Here is a 14,789-nt window from a genome sequence, read left to right on the forward strand (position 1 = left end):
TGGCTTCTCTATCGAGGGAAGCATGGAAGGGACGATAGAAAAACACAAGAAAGACGTCGAAGGCTGATTTTTGCACTTGCGCTTGTCGCGCGAATTGCCTAAACGGCTCTCACAGCGACTGGCCAGACACTTGGCGAAACAGTCGGGCGATTAGCTCAGTTGGTAGAGCGCTTCGTTTACACCGAAGATGTCGGGAGTTCGAGTCTCTCATCGCCCACCATTTTTTCATAATGATATCAATTATTTAGATGGTCGCCTCGGCGGCCTTTGTTTTTACCGCCACGAAAAACGTTTCCTCGCAATTGTCGTCGCCGGTGGCATTTGCGACGTCGGCTTTGAAATTTTCAAAGAGGCATCCCGAGTAGCCTGCAACTCATATCAAGTCAGCAAAATCAGGACGATTTGAATTTGTAACCTATAGGTGACATGGCACCGCTCCATCTCGAAAATTGCCAACGAAAAAGGCCGCCGAAGCAGCCCTATTTTTTATGTCGAATTGCAATGAAATCCTGCTGTGCGATTACAATGTTTTGTTGCTTTTACGCTGCCAACAGGACGAGACCATCTTCATATTTACGAGCCAGCTGAATCAGATCACCGAGCGTCGCGGCACGGTCATCCAGACGCCAAAGGCGTTCGTTTATCTGATTGACGCGGTGCCCTTTATCCCGAAGCAGCGCGATCATCTGCTCTTGGGCGACCGGGATATCTTTCATCCCATACCTGGGAGCATCAAGCACGATAGCAGCGGCAGCGCCTCTGTGTCTACGAACGACTTCGCGCCAATCTTGTTCTCGTTCCGCATTTCTGGCTTCTCTGGCGGCATATCGTTGAACAGCGACGGCCTGTGAATGTGTGATCTGCACCGCATCTGGTAGCGCTGCAACCAGAACGCCATCATCCAATTTAAAAACGATATCCGTGAGATCCAGATTCTGCGCTGCTATTCGGCAGTGGTTGCCCAGAAAGTTCAATGTGTGGACTTCTGAAAAGCGGATTTGGTCTGCGCTTCCGAAAACTTCGATGCTTTCACGAAAATCTCCTTCTCCCAATAAGGGATCACAAGTGGAAAATTCCAGTTCTGAATGGCCTAATTTAACGGGAGCACGTCAGTCGCCAAACTGCACAGCAATCCCGAATTCCTTGCTGATGTTCAGGCCGCGCGCAAGGAATTGGAATCAGCGAACAGGCCGTCTGTCGATTGCACTGTTGAGGAGCAGGCGCTCTCAGAGCAAATGCAATGACAACCCTTTCCCTCAACTGATGACCGAAGCGGAATTTCGGGGGGGGGGGGAATGCGTCACTATAGATTTTTCGCGATTGCGCTGACTGTTTTGATTGGCAGTCAGCATATGGCCTTCGCCGCTGATATTCCGTTCGCATCCACTGTCTCAGAGCCTGTAAGTCAAGAAGTCAAACCGGATGGATGGCGCTTTAGTGCAAGCCCATATTTCTGTGCAGCTGGTATCGGTGGCACTGCGGGCCAATTTGGATTGCCACCTGCAAAAATGAAATCTGATTTCGGGAGCCTCTTCAAAGAACTCGACTTCTCGTTCATGGGTGTCATTGAAGGGCATTATGATCGCTATAGTCTTGGCCTGACCCCATAGGGTGGTCCGGTTTCAATCTTAGTTCATGATCGGCCTTGGGGCTATTGCCTGGGCAGATGACGGTGCTGCTCCGCTTGCTGGCGCAGGCCAGATGATGGCCTCGGGTGCCGGTGGCTTGTATCCAAGCGACGAGTGTGGCCTCTCGGTGTTGTAGTACCGCCGCCAGGCTTCGATGATGATCTTGGCCTCGGCGAGGCTGTAGAAGATCTCACCGTCGAGCAGTTCGTCGCGGAGCTTCGAGTTGAAGCTCTCGCAGTAGCCGTTCTCCCAAGGGCTTCCAGGTTCGATGAACGCTGTCTTTGCGCCGACGGCTACGATCCACTCCCGTACAGCCTTGGCGATGAACTCCGGGCCGTTGTCGGAACGGACATGGCCGGGCACACCACGCAGGATGAACAGGTCCGACAGGGCGTCGATGACGTCGGTCGAGTTGAGCTTGCGATCGATGCGGATTGCAAGGCATTCCCTGGTGAACTCGTCGATGATGTTGAGCATGCGGAATCTCCTGCCATCGTGGGTCCGACCCTCGACGAAGTCATAGGACCAGACATGGTTTGGATGCTCGGGTCGAAGCCGGATGCACGATCCGTCATTCAACCAGAGCCGCCCCTTCTTCGGTTGCTTCTGGGGAACCTTCAGCCCCTCCCGCCGCCAGATCCGTTCGACACGCTTGGCGTTCACCGTCCAGCCTTCAGACCGCAGCATCGCCGTGATCCTGCGATAGCCATAACGGCCATAGCGGGAAGCGAGCCGGATGATGTCGGAGGTCAACGCCTCTTCATCGGGCCGGCCTTGCGGCTTTTTGCGCTGGGTCGAACGATGCTGGCCGAGAACCTTGCAGGCAAACCGCTCCGACACGGAGAACTTCGCCATGACACGATCGACGCAACGGCGACGGCGAGCGGGGCTCAGAAGTTTCCCGAGGCAGCCTCTTTCAGGATCAGCTTCTCGAGTGTCAGGTCCGAGACCGCCTTGCGCAGCCGGTCATTCTCTTTCTCGAGCTCCTTCAGCCGCTTCACCTGGTCACCCTTCAGGCCACCGAACTCCTTGCGCCACCGGTAATACGTAAACTGCGTCACGCCGATCAAACGGACCGCTTCTCCGACAGAACGACCTTGCGACAACAGAACATCGACTTGGCGCAGCTTCGCCACGATCTCTTCGGGTTTGTGCTACTTCTGGGGCATTCCAACGTCCTCCTACGGCTCAATAGCCTACTTCAGGGAGGACCACTTTTCAGGGGGCAGACCATTGCTCAATCGGGGCCGTAGCGTCAATGTCGGCGGTTTCCGGCGCTTTAAGTTGCGCAACGGGTTGCTCTGAGCCTGATGTGACAAGTGCCCAAAATTGGGTGTTACCTGTCCGGTACTTGCGATTTTGAAATTTCATGGGGAATATGTCTTGTGTCTTCCCCTAATACAGCTAATCATCGACAGCAGTTTATTTGATACGGAAGAAGAAATTCAATCATTGCTATGAGGAGGTGAAAATCCATGACCTCGATAAAGCAGTATATGATTCAGTTTGCGTTGATGCTGGGCCTTTTCTCTCTGGGCTCTATTGATGTTTCCCGTGCACAATTTCTCGATGCTTTCAAAGCCCGAAATACAATAACGGCTGATGCCATTACCCGGACGCCGGTCGGAACCCGTGTGGTGCTCACCGGTTCGATCAAAAGCAATGTCAGGAGGGCTCAGTATGTTTTTCAGGATCGCACTGGACGAACGAGAGTTCGGATCGAAAGAGAAGTCTGGCGCGGAAGAGAAATAAACACCAAGAACAAAATTGAAATTCGGGGTCGTGTCGAAAACGACGTCAGGGGAAGGTTCATCGACGTATATTACTTCAAGATAGTCGAATAGTTGGTTTGAATAACTGATTCAATCGGGAGTTGCCATGTTTAGACTGGGTGGAAAATATCAGCATTTCATTCACGGTGACAGCTGCAGTTGTTCCAACCCCATGTTGCAACAGGTTTCCCGGCGTCTGGACCGATTATCGCGAAGACATTTTCTTGCAGGAGCGGCGGCGACAGCAGCGGCAACGATGATCGCGGATCGCTCTTTCGCACAGTCTCCTAAAATTCTCCTGACGCGGGCGCGGCTTTTCGACGGCAAGGCGGACACTCTGAAATCCGGTGTGCAGGTTCTGGTCGAGGGCAATCGCATCGCTGCTGTCGATACGACAAACAGTGCTCCGCCCGAAGGCGCGACGGTCATCGACTGCGGCGACCGCGTGCTGATGCCGGGCCTGATCGACGCGCACTGGCACGCCGTTTATGCCGCGGTGCCGCTGCCGGTGCTTCTGGAGGGAGATCTGGGTATAATTTTCGCAGCGTCTACGGCAGAAGCAGAACGCACACTTCTGCGCGGCTTTACGACGGTGCGCGATATGGGCGGGCCGACTTTCTCGTTCAAGCGCGCGATCGATACGGGGATCATCTCCGGCCCGCGCATCTTTCCCGCAGGTGCGATGATAACGACGACCGGCGGTCATGGTGATCTGAGGCTGCCAACGGAAATTCCGCGCGACGGAGGCAAACTCAGCACTGGTGAATTGATGGGGGCTTCAGCAATCGTCGATGATGCAGGCAGCTTGAAGCTTCGTGTGCGCGAGCAGCTGTTGCAGGGCGCCTCTCAGATCAAGATCGTTGCTGGCGGCGGTGTGTCCTCGCCGCGCAGTCCGCTCGACATGTCGACATTCAGTGAGGACGAAATTCGCGCGGCGGTCGATGTGGCAAAGGACTGGAACACCTATGTCACGGTCCATGCCTATGCGTCGAATACGGTCCAGCGGTCCATCAGAGCTGGTGTTGCATGTGTCGAACATGCGCACCTGATGGATGAGGAAACCGCGCGCATGTTTGCGGAAAAGAATGTCTGGTTGAGCATGCAGCCTTTTCTGACGATGGAGGATGCGGCGTCACAGACAGGGCCAGGCGCCGAACGGATTCAGCAGCTTTTCGCAGGCACGCCAAGGATCTACGAGTTCGCGCGCAAATACGGGATAAACACCGCCTGGGGTTCAGATGTTCTGTTCTCACCGGCATTGACCCCGCGCCAGAATTTCATGCTGACTCATTTGAGCCAGTGGTATTCAAATGCGGAAGTGCTTCGTGCGGCTACATCGGTCAATGCGGAATTGCTCGCCCTTTCCAATCTGCGCAATCCTTATCCCGGCAAGCTCGGCCTCGTAGAACCGGGCGCTTTCGCCGATCTTCTGGTTCTGAACGAAAATCCGCTCGATGATATTCATGTACTTGAAAAGCCGGAACAGACGCTGGCGGTCGTCATGAAAGACGGTCAAATTCACAAGAATACCCTGAAATCATGAGTTGATTTCTTGGCTGGGGATGGGGATGTTTTATGCTGAAGGCTGGCAATGCAACCCTGATCCTGATTGCAGGATGCGTCCTGATTGCATTGCTCCATTACGGCGGCGCGGTATTTGCGCCGGTCGTTTTTGCATTGTTTATCATTATGCTCGTCTGGCCGGTCCAGCGCAGACTTTCATCGCTCATGTCGCGCTATCTTACATTGGTGATCACTTTTCTTCTGGTGGTTTTCCTTCTGCTCGGTTTTGGCTGGCTGCTCGCGTGGACAGTCGGGCAGGTCGGTCGCCGCATATTGATCGATGCAGTTCGGTATCAGCTCCTCTATGAGCAGCTTAAAATCTGGCTTGAGGGGCATGGTATCGCGGCTTCAGTTCTCTGGTCGGAGAATTTCAGCGTAAGCTGGACTTTGCGGATGCTTCAATCGATAGGAAGCCGCCTCAACAATACATTCAGTTTCTGGCTCGTGGCTCTGGTCTATGTCCTGTTGGGACTTGCCGAAACCGAAGAGTTTCGCGCGCGGATCAAGCAGCTGAAAAATCAGGAGGCTGCAAATTCATTCCTGCGTGCCAGCCAGTCAGCCGCTACAAAAATCCGGTTCTATATGCTGCTTAGGGCTTTGATGAGCCTTGCGACTGGTTCGTTTGTCTGGCTTCTGACCCGTTTGATCGGATTGCCGTTTGCCGAAACCTGGGGATTTGTCGCGTTCATTCTGAACTTCATCCCTTTCCTCGGACCGCTGGTCGCCACGCTTTTTATTACAGCGTTTGCCTTCACGCACTTTGCCAACTGGCAATGGGTGCTCGCGGTCTTTGTCGGTTTGAATATCATACAATCTGTCATCGGAAGCGTGATAGAGCCTCGATTGACGGGAAAGACAATTTCCCTGTCACCATTTGCAACGCTCTTTTCTGTGTTCGCCTGGGGCTCGCTCTGGGGTGTCTTCGGAGCCTTTATCGGCGTTCCGATCACGATCGTTGCCCTGACTTTCTGCGCGCAATATTCCGCTACCAGCTGGTTTGCCGAAATATTCGGCTTTTCCCGCGAATAACGTTGAAAGCTTTACGATGGAAGAACCAGTAATCGGGTCTCAAGCGGGTGCCTTGACCTTTCAAGATGCAGCCTATGTAATATCTGGGAATGGGCATAATCAAAATGGGAAGGATATTTCTATGAGAATGATCCTGTACAGCGTCTTGACGATGGCCGTAATTGGCGCCACCGCGAGCGGGTGCACAACCGACGAAAGAAGAACAGCCGGCTATGGTGTTGGCGGTGCCGCGATTGGCGGGCTTGCCGGAGCTGCCATTGGAGGTGACACGCGTGGCGCGCTCACCGGCGCAGCCATCGGTGCAGCCGCAGGTACGCTCGTAGGCGTCGCACAGACCCGTAATGGCGTTCAGTACTGCCGCTATCGCGATCAGCACGGCCGTATTTACGAAGCACGTTGCCGCTAGAGCATGTCTCCCGCAAACAGGAACCGGTTTCGGGATAGAGACTTGCGGTCCTGATACGGCTGTGCCGCATCTATGCATTGGATATCTGGAGCGTCTCTCGATCTGATTGTATCAGATAGGCGCTCCAAAAGTTTGTTTTCATGACATTTTCCCGAACCTGTTCATCCGCTTCGGGACTTTTTATGCCTGTCGCCAATCATGAAACCGGCGAACAGGTTCGGCTTGTGAGTTGTGGTTCTTTGTTACTTTGGAGGGGACATGAAGCTGCATTCGATCGGGGCTATTCTTGCATTCACTGCCATTTTTACGATTGGAACCGTTGCCGAGACGGTTCCGGCTTTCAGCCAGAGCTATTCGGTTACCGTGGGCGTCCGGATCAACAACGGACACAGGATACGGTGTTCCGAAGGTGTCCGATTGTTGAGAATGCGCGGTTTCCGCAATGTTCGCGCACTCGATTGCCGCGGGAGTCATTTTCTGTATCGGGCTGATCGGTCTCGTAGAACTTACGATGTAACGGTTCGGGCCAGAGACGGCAGAATTACCAATGTTCGCACGGTGAGATGGCGTCGCTGATCCATGAGATGTCTTCATTTCAGGCTTGTCGAGGAAAAGGAGCACGGTTGTGTCAGAACTGGTTGTTATTGGATTTGATACGGTAGGAGAGGCGGATGCTGTTCTTTTGAAGCTCAATCAGCTTCAGAAGGAATATCTCGTCGATCTTGAGGACGCCGTGATTGTTGTCAGGGATGAACAGGGCAAGGTTCATCTCAAGCAGAAATATAATCTGCCCGCCATGGGCGCTGGATCGGGGCTGCTTTCCGGAGCGATCTGGGGCGGACTGGTAGGGCTTATTTTCCTCAATCCGCTTGCCGGGATGGCGCTTGGTGGCGCAGTCGGGGCAGGCGCCGGAGCCTTGTCGGGCTCGCTCGCCGATTACGGCATCGATGACAAGTTCATCGTGTCTCTTGGCGAAACCATCCCGGAGAACTCGTCCGCCTTGTTCGTTCTCCTGCGCAAAATCCAGTGGGATAGGGTCATGGCCGATTTCCCTGACCTGCGCGGCAGGGTCCTGAAAACGTCCTTGTCTCTAGAACAGGAACAGCGTCTCAAGGAAGCGCTCGAAGGAGCGTTGCCAAAAACCTCATAATATGGCGTTGCCTGAGAAGCGACAATGCGAGACCATCGCGACAACGTGGCCGTTTTGCCTCGATTATCGAGCGAGGGCATGATTTGAAGCAGATTTTCATCCTCGCATTTGTTCTGCTTGTCGCAGTGGGGTGCGCTGGAAACAGGGCTGTCACTGGTCTGGGAATGGATGTGTCTGACCAGACCCTTTCCAAAGTGGTGGTTCCGTTTACGGTTGCGACCGTACGCGAGCGAATAGACGACCCCAGTATCGCCTATTCGCGCGACAGGTCTGAAGTACTGAACTTCTCGACAATTGACGTGCACATCCCGGAAAAGCACCGTCCGGGAAATGTAGAGACTGCGTCGGGCAAACCTGATCCCCGAAGGAATTTCATAGCCTCAAACTATGCACCGTTGCCTGATCGACAAGCCATGATCCAGGAGTTGAACCGGCGTCTTGCAAGCCGCCCGGCGGCACAGCGTGAGATATTCGTTTTCGTCCACGGCTATAACAACAACTTTGCCGAGGGACTTTTCCGCAATGCGCAGATTGTCCACGACTATGATGTCTCCTCGGTGCCTGTTCATTTTTCATGGGCGTCCGCTGCGGCATTTACGCGATATCTCTATGATCGCGACAGTGCGATCATCGCGCGTAGGGGACTGGCTGAAACACTCGAACTTGCAGCACAGACAAAAGCCAACGGCATCGTCATTGTCGGCCATTCGATGGGCGCTGTCGTCGTTATGGAAGCCTTGCGGACATTGTCTGCAGATAAACGCCTTAACGTGTTGAAGCGCATCAAGGGTGTGCTGCTTGCGGCTCCCGATCTCGATCCCGATCTTTTCCGCAGCCAGATTGATGATATCGACTATTTGCCTCAGCCTTTCACGATTGTCGTATCCCGGCGTGATCGGGCTCTCGATATCTCGCGCAGACTGGCAGGTGGGGCGCCGCGGGTCGGTAGCGGCTTTGATATAGCTTTCCTGCAGAACAAGAATATTCAGGTTCTTGATATTTCTCAGGTTGATAGCGGTGGTCATAGTCTGTTTGCCAGCTCGAACACGCTGATCAAGTTTCTGGGTTCGGGCTATCTGCTGCGCCGACTTATTACAGATGAATATGCAGGCATGGATGATACTTTCATCGCCGCCGGGCAGGGTACATTCGAACAGGCCTCGCTGGCCCTTCATCTGCCTGCACGTGTGATCGATCGCCTGGGTTCACGGTAGGGGCACCACACCGTGACAGTGGACCCTCAATGATAAACTAGGTTAAGCTTCTTGTGCGGCTCACGACTGAACAAGTTGATGGTGCATCACTCAAGTCTATAATTGAACTTGTCTATAGTGATCCAGCGAGTTAATCTGCCTGAATATTTCATCCTGCCTTGGTTTTATTGTTCGGTATCGATAACGCATCGTAGTTCCCTGAGAACATAGAGGTGGCAATCGTCGATGAGCACGGGTTGGCATGCCGAGCTTGAACTGCGGTTCGAGCATAATCGCGAAGTGACGCGGCTCATGCGGCGACGCCATGTGGGGCCACTTGCGGTGCAACAACCGTTCTATCCTGAAAAGGATGGCAGTGCGCACGTCTATCTTCTTCATCCACCCGGTGGCGTGGCTGGTGACGATGTCCTTGATATTTCTTGTTTTTTAGGACGTGGCGCCAGAACCGTTCTAACGACGCCCGGCGCTACCAAATTCTATCGCAGCGAGAGGGGCCAGAGTACCCAGACGACCAGGATCGATGTGGGTGAGGGCGGCATATGCGAATATCTCCCGCAGGAAACAATCGTTTTTGGTGGCGCAAAGGCTTCCATAGGCACGAAAGTATTCCTGAGTGGAGATGCGGTCTATCTGGGGTGGGACATTATCAGTCTTGGACGGCCGGCCTGTCAGGAAAGTTTCGACACTGGCGAAGTCCGTCAAAGGATCGAAATATTCAGGGATGGCAAGCCGATCTGGTTCGAGCAGTTTCGCCTTCATGGCGCCGACCCGGCGCTGAATGCCGCTTTTGCCTTCTGCGCAAAACCGATTGTCGCGACGATGGTTTATGCCGGTCCGGCAGATGAAAGCGCGCTTCACGCTATTCGCGAAGCGGTCGGCGATGCAGCCAGAAATCTGTTCTCGGTGTCGCGGCTCGAGCGGGTGATCGTCTGTCGCTATCTCGGCGGGCGCATGTCGGAAGCCAAGACACTGTTTCGAAAAGCCTGGGAAGTTCTGCGCGAAACCGGACTGGGGAAACCGGCAGCTGCGCCACGCATCTGGGCAACATAACTCACTTTGGAGAGGGCCTACAAATGGAACTATTGCCACGTGAAAAGGACAAACTTCTGATCTTCACCGCAGCATTGGTTGCGGAGCGACGGAGAGCCCGAGGGGTGAAACTTAACTACCCGGAAGTCGTGGCTTACATCTCCGCCGAAATTCTGGAGGGGGCCCGTGACGGCAAGACAGTTGCGGAACTCATGTCCTACGGTGCCACGCTTCTCACCCGCGATGAGGTGATGGAGGGTGTGCCTGAAATGATCCACGACATTCAGGTGGAAGCCACCTTTCCTGACGGCACCAAGCTTGTGACCGTTCACAACCCAATTCCGTAGAGCATTCCCTAAATCTTCGGAAACGCTCTGAGTTTTTGTTTTTATGCGCATCTTGTCCGAAACGTTTCACGTCTTTCGGGATGCGTCTCAGGAGACGATCATGATACCGGGTGAATATTTCATCGAAGACGGGTCGATCGACCTCAACAATGGTCGCGAAACGCGCACCATCGCCGTGGAGAACACGGGCGACAGGCCGATACAGGTTGGATCGCATTATCATTTCTATGAAACGAACGAGGCGCTAGCCTTCGACCGGGAGCGGACGAGAGGTTTCCGGCTCAATATTCCGGCCGGTACTGCGGTGCGGTTCGAGCCGGGACAGGACCGAGAAGTCGAACTGGTGGCGCTGGATGGCAACCGGGAAGTCTATGGCTTCAACGCAAAAATCGACGGAAAACTCTAGGAGGGACAGATGGGAAGGATCTCAAGACAGGCCTATGCCGAACTGTATGGCCCGACCAAGGGTGACCGTTTGCGTCTGGCCGATACAGAGCTCATCATCGAGGTCGAGGAAGATCGCTGCATCTACGGCGAAGAAGTAACCTTCGGCGGCGGCAAGGTCATTCGCGACGGTATGGGGCAGGGGCAACGACCCTCGTCCGAAACCGCCGATCTGGTCATCACCAATGTCATCATTCTCGACTATTGGGGCATCATCAAAGCTGATGTCGGCATCAAGGAAGGTCGTATCTCAGGGATCGGCAAGGCCGGTAATCCCGATATTCAGCCCGGCGTCGACATTATCGTCGGACCTGCGACCGACGTCATTGCAGGCGAAGGCAAGATTCTCACCGCTGGCGGTATCGACACCCATATTCACTTCATTGCGCCGCAACAGGCCGAAGAAGCTCTGGCTAGCGGTACAACGACTTTGGTTGGCGGCGGAACGGGGCCGACGGTCGGCACGCTAGCAACCACGGTTACACCGGGGCCATGGGCTATCCATCGCATGCTTGAGGCTGTCGAAGCGCTTCCAATCAATGTGGGACTGCTCGGCAAAGGCAATGCAAGCAAGCCGGAACCGCTTCGCGAGCAGATCAGAGCCGGTGCTGTCGGCCTGAAGCTGCATGAGGACTGGGGAACCACGCCAGCCGCCATCGATAATTGCCTGAACGTTGCCGATGAGGAAGACATTCAGGTCGCTATCCATACGGATACGCTGAACGAGAGCGGGTTCGTCAAGGATACCTTTGCTGCCATGAAAGGCCGAACCATCCACAGTTTCCATACGGAAGGGGCCGGTGGCGGCCATGCGCCGGATATCATCACAGCGGCGGGCGAAGAAAATATCCTGCCGTCCTCAACCAATCCGACCCGCCCCTACACCATCAACACGGTCGATGAACATCTCGATATGCTGATGGTCTGTCACCATCTCAGTCCGAAAATCCCCGAGGACGTGGCATTCGCGGAATCCCGCATCCGGCGCGAAACCATCGCCGCCGAAGACATTCTCCATGATCTGGGCGTGTTTTCGATGATGTCGTCGGATTCTCAAGCCATGGGCCGTATCGGTGAAACGACGCTGCGTTGCTGGCAAACTGCCCACAAGATGAAGGTGCAGCGAGGTCCGCTGAGCCAGGACAGCAGCCGGAATGACAATTTCCGCGCCAAACGTTATGTCGCCAAATATACGATCAATCCCGCAATCACACACGGGTTTGCCCATGAGATCGGCTCAATCGAAGTCGGAAAACGGGCCGATCTGGTATTGTGGAAGCCGGAATTCTTCGGCGTGAAACCGAGCCTCGTCATGATCGGTGGCATGATTGCGATTGCACCGATGGGCGACCCAAACGCATCGATCTCGACGCCCCAGCCGGTTCATTATCGGCCAATGTATGGGGTATTGGGCCGGGCGCTTGGTTCCACCGGCGTCACCTTCGTCTCGAAAGCGGCGCTGGATGACGGCATCGGCGAGAAACTGAAACTCAGCAAGCAACTGGTTGCGGTGAAGGGCATCCGGACGATCCGCAAGAAGGACATGATCCATAACGGGCTTACACCCAAACTGGAGGTTGATCCGCAGAGCTATCAGGTGCGGGTGGACGGTGAATTGATCACGTGCGAACCGGCTGACGTTCTGCCGATGGCGCAGCGTTATTTTCTGTTTTAGAGCATGTCTCCCGAAAGTGGGAACCGGTTTCGGGAGACATACGTAAAAACAAAGAGATAGAGTTTTTCCGGTGATTCAATCAAAACAGAAAATGCTCTAGTCAGCGGAAAATAGATCACGAAGGACGGGGAATAAATCCATGCAGCTCAATGCCTTGCAGGATCACCCTTCTCTGGGGTTTGTTGATTGGACGCTGCGCGGTATCGGGCAGGTGGTGTTCCAGAACAATCCTCTGTCGGGGCTGGTCATTTTGTTCGCCATTCTGGTCAATTCCTGGATTTATGCTTTCATCTGCGTGCTTGGCGTTGTTGCCAGCACGCTGACGGCAATCATCCTCAAGGCTGACAAGGGGCTGGTCCGGGATGGCTTGTTCGGGTTCAACGGCGCTCTGGTCGCCCTTGCGCTGATTGCGTTTACCAGTGCGGATTTCCGCAGTGGCGCCCTGCCGTCGCCTGCCATGACGATCTATCTCATCTGTGGCGCTGCTTTCTCCACCATGGCTTTCGCCAGTATCGCCACACTGCTAGGGCCGCACAAGGTGGCACCCCTGACAATGCCATTCGTACTCGTCGGCTGGCTCTTTCTGTTCGCGATACTCAAGTTCGACGCCATAGATGCCGGTCCGATGGCAAAGCCGGTTTCGCCGGAACAGTTTTCCTACGCCGTCCCTTATGTGCTTCCGACCTGGTACATGGGCATCGGCACTGCCATCGGGCAGATATTTTTTCAGGATAACTGGATCACCGGTTACATCATCCTTGCCGGTATCGCGATCCATTCGCGAGTAAGCGCATTGATGGGGCTTCTGGGAGCCGTAACCGGAGCTGTGGTTGCCGCCGCCTTCGGTGGTCCGGAAGGCGCCATTCGCGATGGGCTCTTCGGTTATAACGCGGCTCTGACGGCAATTGCGCTCGGCGGTTTCTTCCTTGTTTTCAGCTGGAGCAGTTTTCTTTACGCAATCTTCGGCGCCATCGTGGCGACATGGCTTTGGGCTTCGGTCGCCATATTCCTGAAGCCGATCGGAATGCCGGTGCTGACCTCGACATTCGTGCTCGTCACCTGGGTCATGCTGATCGGTCAGTATGCTTTCAAGGCGCTGGTGCCGGTCGCGCCGGCTGATGCGACTTCGGCAGAGGACAATCTCAAGCGATACCGTGAAACGCTTCACTCACGACCGGAATAGGCGGCTATATTGTGTCTCGTGCCAGGCACTGGCCATGGCCAGCGCGGGAGCCGTATTACCGATTTCGTCGTCATTCAGCGTCCGGGCCTTTTCGACGGCCCGTTCAATCTTCGCTGCTCCGGCGATAAGTATCCTCTGGCCCGCCGTATGGCCAAGCGGGACGAGACGGATTGCAGCCATGATCTGGCTTTCAACCACACTCCACATGAGACCGCGCAGCGCATCGACAGGCTCGATATTCCAGTGACATGCTGCAATGGAGAAAGCTGCGGGATAGGTGGCTCGCTGTTCCGAAGCGAAACTACGGGCCCGTTCGACACCAAGTTCCGACAGTAGAGTGAGCAGGGATTCGCCCATGCGGCGATCTTCAAGCTCAAGTTCGCTGCTTTCGCGACTTGCTCCAAGCCAGTCATTCAGGCGGCAGAATTCGGCGTCATCGTTTCGCATCAAAGCCGAAATCATGCGCCAGAAAATCGCGCCATCAAGCGCAGCGTAACTGTGTTCAAGAAGGCCGAAAACCCACCCGGCACAACTTTCCTCGTTCGTCACTGTTCCCGTATGCACGGCCCATTCGAGGCCGCGCGAATAGGAAAACGCGCCAACTGGCTGGCTGGGACTGACAAGCCGCATGAGATGCAGCATAGGCAGCGCCGGAGAATGCATAGGCATTTCCGGCACTGACCCATCATGTTCAATATCAGCTTCAGCGTGTCTCTTCGAATGATCCAGCAAGATGATGCTCACATCACCCGGCCATAAGGTAGAGTCCGCTCAGGGTAGCAAAGCCGCCAGCTATTCGCATCACTATCTGTCCCGTGCGCCCCTGCAGCAGGCGACCTGCTGCAAGACCGACACCAATGCCTGCCGCGTGGAGCAATGCCGTCGCAAGAGCAAACCCGGCGCCATAGGAAAGAAACGCAGCGCTGCCGATTTCTCCGCCATGAGCATAGCCATGGAAGAATGCAAAGAAGCCGACGATAAGTGCCGCCGTCAGGGTCGATGCGCGGAATGCCATGGCGACAAGGAGGCCAAGCACTATCACTGACGCAAGGATGACCGGTTCGACATAGGGGAGTGATACTCCGCCAAGCGCTGCCACGAATCCCAGAAGCATGACACCGACAAAGCTCAAGGGAACGACGACGAGTGCGCGTCCACCAAGCATTGAAGCCCAAAGACCGACGGCAACCATTGCAAGTATGTGATCGGCACCGGAGAGGGGATGTGTAAACCCTGCGGCGAACGAACCGTGCTCTGCGGGATTGAGATGCGCGAATGCAGGGCTCGCCATCAAGGAGAGCAGGACGGCAATCAGGAGAGAAGTCCTTTTCATTTCAACTTCCTTTCAA

16 protein-coding genes and 1 tRNA gene are annotated in these 14,789 nt (G+C 54.8%); 13 read left to right on the forward strand and 4 right to left on the reverse strand.

Features of this window, described 5'->3' with window-relative positions:
• Window positions 1-144: 144 nt before the first annotated feature.
• Window positions 145-220: transfer RNA gene (locus FG152_RS06770), tRNA-Val, on the forward strand.
• 319 nt (window positions 221-539) lie between these two features.
• Here FG152_RS06770 and FG152_RS06775 read toward each other — a convergent pair.
• Complete coding sequence (locus FG152_RS06775) at window positions 540-1,052, reverse strand: hypothetical protein (protein ID WP_279721819.1); 513 nt, start codon at window positions 1,050-1,052, stop codon at window positions 540-542.
• Between the two features lie 243 nt (window positions 1,053-1,295).
• Between FG152_RS06775 and FG152_RS06780 the strand changes: the two genes are divergently transcribed.
• Entirely contained in the window at window positions 1,296-1,610 is a 315-nt protein-coding gene (locus FG152_RS06780; protein WP_498985567.1) for a hypothetical protein, read from the forward strand.
• An 18-nt stretch (window positions 1,611-1,628) separates the two neighbouring features.
• Here FG152_RS06780 and FG152_RS06785 read toward each other — a convergent pair.
• Window positions 1,629-2,767, reverse strand: a protein-coding gene (locus FG152_RS06785) for an IS3 family transposase (protein ID WP_498985732.1) whose coding sequence is annotated in 2 segments (ribosomal slippage) — window positions 1,629-2,533 and window positions 2,533-2,767 — 1,140 coding nt in all. Because the reading frame shifts where the segments join, the coding sequence is not laid out codon by codon here.
• A gap of 336 nt (window positions 2,768-3,103) precedes the next feature.
• On the opposite strand from FG152_RS06785, the gene FG152_RS06790 reads away from it, so the two are divergent.
• The 11 genes from FG152_RS06790 (at window position 3,104) to FG152_RS06840 (ending at window position 13,440) form a co-directional block, all read left to right on the forward strand.
• Window positions 3,104-3,472, forward strand: a complete 369-nt coding sequence (locus FG152_RS06790) for a NirD/YgiW/YdeI family stress tolerance protein (RefSeq protein ID WP_029925038.1) — start codon at window positions 3,104-3,106, stop codon at window positions 3,470-3,472.
• Window positions 3,473-3,506: 34 nt separating this feature from the next.
• A complete protein-coding gene (locus tag FG152_RS06795) occupies window positions 3,507-4,943 on the forward strand; it encodes a metal-dependent hydrolase family protein (protein ID WP_498985569.1) in 1,437 nt (478 codons plus the stop codon).
• 32 nt (window positions 4,944-4,975) lie between these two features.
• On the forward strand, window positions 4,976-5,992 hold the full coding sequence (locus FG152_RS06800; protein ID WP_433761965.1) for an AI-2E family transporter: 1,017 nt from the start codon (window positions 4,976-4,978) through the stop codon (window positions 5,990-5,992).
• A gap of 121 nt (window positions 5,993-6,113) precedes the next feature.
• Window positions 6,114-6,398, forward strand: coding sequence for a YMGG-like glycine zipper-containing protein (locus FG152_RS06805; RefSeq protein WP_012092279.1), 285 nt, complete (start codon window positions 6,114-6,116; stop codon window positions 6,396-6,398).
• 625 nt (window positions 6,399-7,023) lie between these two features.
• Window positions 7,024-7,548: a DUF1269 domain-containing protein gene (locus FG152_RS06810; RefSeq protein WP_036583755.1), complete on the forward strand. Its 525-nt coding sequence runs from the start codon at window positions 7,024-7,026 to the stop codon at window positions 7,546-7,548.
• 164 nt (window positions 7,549-7,712) lie between these two features.
• The gene (locus tag FG152_RS06815) at window positions 7,713-8,762 is read left to right on the forward strand and encodes an alpha/beta hydrolase (RefSeq protein ID WP_155243319.1); all 1,050 of its coding nucleotides are present in this window, start codon (window positions 7,713-7,715) and stop codon (window positions 8,760-8,762) included.
• 225 nt (window positions 8,763-8,987) lie between these two features.
• Window positions 8,988-9,812, forward strand: coding sequence for an urease accessory protein UreD (locus FG152_RS06820; protein ID WP_010661151.1), 825 nt, complete (start codon window positions 8,988-8,990; stop codon window positions 9,810-9,812).
• 23 nt (window positions 9,813-9,835) lie between these two features.
• On the forward strand, window positions 9,836-10,138 hold the full coding sequence (gene ureA, locus FG152_RS06825; RefSeq protein WP_010661152.1) for an urease subunit gamma: 303 nt from the start codon (window positions 9,836-9,838) through the stop codon (window positions 10,136-10,138).
• Window positions 10,139-10,238: 100 nt separating this feature from the next.
• On the forward strand, window positions 10,239-10,544 hold the full coding sequence (locus FG152_RS06830) for an urease subunit beta (protein WP_010661153.1): 306 nt from the start codon (window positions 10,239-10,241) through the stop codon (window positions 10,542-10,544).
• A 9-nt stretch (window positions 10,545-10,553) separates the two neighbouring features.
• A complete protein-coding gene (gene ureC, locus FG152_RS06835; RefSeq protein WP_036583749.1) occupies window positions 10,554-12,257 on the forward strand; it encodes an urease subunit alpha in 1,704 nt (567 codons plus the stop codon).
• Window positions 12,258-12,396: 139 nt separating this feature from the next.
• A complete protein-coding gene (locus tag FG152_RS06840) occupies window positions 12,397-13,440 on the forward strand; it encodes an urea transporter (RefSeq protein WP_036586868.1) in 1,044 nt (347 codons plus the stop codon).
• Here the strand turns inward: FG152_RS06840 and FG152_RS06845 are convergent.
• Together FG152_RS06845 and FG152_RS06850 are read right to left on the reverse strand one after the other, a co-directional pair.
• Window positions 13,426-14,109 (reverse strand): urease accessory protein UreF, encoded by a 684-nt coding sequence (locus FG152_RS06845; RefSeq protein WP_247644257.1) that lies wholly within the window; start codon window positions 14,107-14,109, stop codon window positions 13,426-13,428. The genes FG152_RS06840 and FG152_RS06845 overlap by 15 nt on opposite strands.
• A 76-nt stretch (window positions 14,110-14,185) precedes the next feature.
• Window positions 14,186-14,773: a HupE/UreJ family protein gene (locus tag FG152_RS06850; protein WP_010661157.1), complete on the reverse strand. Its 588-nt coding sequence runs from the start codon at window positions 14,771-14,773 to the stop codon at window positions 14,186-14,188.
• Between the last annotated feature and the right edge of the window lie 16 nt (window positions 14,774-14,789).

Origin of the sequence: Ochrobactrum sp. XJ1 (assembly GCF_024701725.1) — a bacterium.
GTDB classification, from domain to species: Bacteria; Pseudomonadota; Alphaproteobacteria; order Rhizobiales; family Rhizobiaceae; genus Brucella; species Brucella anthropi.